3 protein-coding genes are annotated in these 2,270 nt (G+C 65.4%); 1 reads left to right on the top strand and 2 read right to left on the bottom strand.

The window, feature by feature from the left end; genetic code table 11:
- Window positions 1–64 precede the first annotated feature (64 nt).
- Window positions 65–631 (bottom strand): TetR/AcrR family transcriptional regulator, encoded by a 567-nt coding sequence (locus ACFE7D_RS14355; protein WP_375396088.1) that lies wholly within the window; start codon window positions 629–631, stop codon window positions 65–67.
- Window positions 632–762: 131 nt separating this feature from the next.
- On the opposite strand from ACFE7D_RS14355, the gene ACFE7D_RS14350 reads away from it, so the two are divergent.
- The gene (locus tag ACFE7D_RS14350; RefSeq protein WP_375396087.1) at window positions 763–1,848 is read left to right on the top strand and encodes a Gfo/Idh/MocA family protein; all 1,086 of its coding nucleotides are present in this window, start codon (window positions 763–765) and stop codon (window positions 1,846–1,848) included.
- Between the two features lie 111 nt (window positions 1,849–1,959).
- On the opposite strand, the gene ACFE7D_RS14345 is transcribed toward ACFE7D_RS14350, so the two are convergent.
- On the bottom strand, window positions 1,960–2,226 hold the full coding sequence (locus ACFE7D_RS14345; protein WP_375396089.1) for an epoxide hydrolase N-terminal domain-containing protein: 267 nt from the start codon (window positions 2,224–2,226) through the stop codon (window positions 1,960–1,962).
- Window positions 2,227–2,270: the final 44 nt, after the last annotated feature.

Raw genomic sequence — 2,270 nt, 5'->3', positions numbered from 1 at the left:
TCAAGCCGCCGCACGCAGAGCCCACATCAAGACTAGAACGCAACTGTAATGCTAGCATTACAGTCTATGACCACGCGACCATTGCCCGCCGAGCTATGCCCTCGAGTTCGACACGCGAAGCACCATCGCGCGCAAGCGTCGACATTCCCTGCGCAACCGCGAATACCAGATCGGACAGGGCCGTCGCGTCCGTGTCCGCCGGTAGCATGCCGGCCTCGACATCCTCCTCGATCCGGCGGCGAAGCGCTTGCCGTCCCTGGGCGCGGATACCCGTCACCGCCGCCCGCGTATCCGCGTGAGCGTCCGACCCGCTCGCCGTCGAACTGGCGAGCAGGCAGCCGGGCGGGGTCGCCTCGCCGGTGTAAAGAGTCGCGCAGGCCATCAGCATGGCGGACGCCGCCGCCCGGGCGCTTTCCGCTTCGGCGATGGCTCGTACCCGATCCTCGTCGCTACCGGCGTACAGCGCCACCACTTCCAGGAATAACGACTTTTTGTCCCCGAACGCGGCGTAGAGGCTGGGCGCGCTGATGCCCATCGCGGCGGTCAGGTCGACCACCGAGGTGGTCTCGTAGCCGTTCTTCCAGAACGCCAGCATCGCTTCGTGCAGCACCGTCTCGCGCTTGAATGACAAGGGGCGCCCCATTTTTCGGCTCGCGGACATGATCGATGGCTTTTCCAAATCGGTCATTATGAATGTGTTGACACGAAGGTGCAACGGCCGGTAGCGATTTCCCTATCGATCGTTATGAAAAGGACAGAAGGATGGCTCAGCAATCATATCGAGTAGGGATCGTCGGGGCGGATGCCAAAGCGAGCTGGGCTTCGGTGTCGCATATCCCCGCTATCAAGGGCCTGGCGAATCTAGAACTGGCGGCCATCGCCACCCGCCGCGAGGAAAGCGCGAAAGAGGCGGCCGAGACGTTTGGCGCTGGCCGCTGGTTCGCGGATCCTTATGCGATGATCCGCGACGATGGGATCGATATCGTCACCATTGCGGTCAAGGTGCCCGATCACCGCGATCTCGTCCTCGCCGCGCTGGACGCCGGCAAGGCGGTTTATTGCGAAGCGCCACTCGGCCGCTCGATCGACGAGACAGCGATGCTGGCGTCGGGGGTCGGCACGCACCACGTCGCGATCGGCTTGCAGAGCCGCCTCAACCCCTCCGTCCGCCGCGCGGGGGAGATGATCGTTCGGGGAGCGATCGGCAGACCGCTTTACGCTCGGATCGTCTCCACCTCGACGGGCTTCGGCCCGGTCACCGCCTCGCCCTATCTCTATTTCGAGCAAGTGTCGTCGGGCGCCAATCTGTTGACGATCACGACGGCGCATACGCTCGACATGGTTGAGGCGGTACTCGGCGGTATCGGCGAGGTGGACGCGCGAACCGAGACGCTGTGGCCGACGCCGACCGTCGCCGACACCGGCGGGACGGTGACGCGAGAGGTCGCCGACTTCGTCGACGTGATCGGCAAGACGGCGTCGGGCACGACTTTCTCGGCGCAGATGATGGGCGGCGTCGCGCCTGAAGATGCGCGCTTCGAGTTCGAGGTGCGGGGCAGCGATGGCTGGATGATGCTGGCGGGTGGTCATCCCTATGGCGTTCAGGCTGGCGACCTCGCGCTGACGTCGAGCGCCTCGTTTGAAGCGCCGGACGCAGCTTCAGTCACCGGCGGCTTGCTCAACGCGGCGCTGAACGTTGGCGAGGTCTATGCGAGCCTCGCCCGCGACATTGACTCGGGAGCGCATCATACGCCAGATTTCGCCCACGGCCTGTCCAACTTGCGCCTGATCAACGCTGTGGCACTCGCGGCACAGTCGGGTACACGGCAGACCGTCCATCGCGGCTGAGCGATCGCCGATGCACCCCGCGGGAGCCCTGTCCGCGATGGTGAGAGTGACGGCGGCACCCCAACCCCCGCCATGAGCACCCCATGATTTCGCCGTAGTCGAGCCATCACATCAGCTCGATCCAGGCGTCTGCGATGCCGGGGATGCCCCATCCCGTCTCGGCCGGCCTGTCCGAGAAACCACAGCCGGGCAAAGCCGGCAGCACGAGGTGGAGCGCGTCCTCGCGCCGGCCGCCGTGCGCGACGGGATCGGTGAGGGGGGTCCGACGACCTTGTTGAACTCGACCGCCGAGCCCGGCCAGCCGTGCGTCATCATGACGGGCAGCGCGTCGGGCTCGGGCGAGCGAATATTGGAAAAGGCGATTACTATCGTATCCATCCGGCGGGGGCCGCCTTGTCGAGCAGGCGAAGGACCGGTCTTAA

It is taken from the genome of uncultured Sphingomonas sp., assembly GCF_964244235.1.
In the GTDB taxonomy this organism is placed as follows: Bacteria; Pseudomonadota; Alphaproteobacteria; order Sphingomonadales; family Sphingomonadaceae; genus Sphingomonas.
The sequence above is the reverse complement of the archived record's forward strand: the minus strand, read 5'-3'. Positions and strand labels throughout refer to the sequence as shown.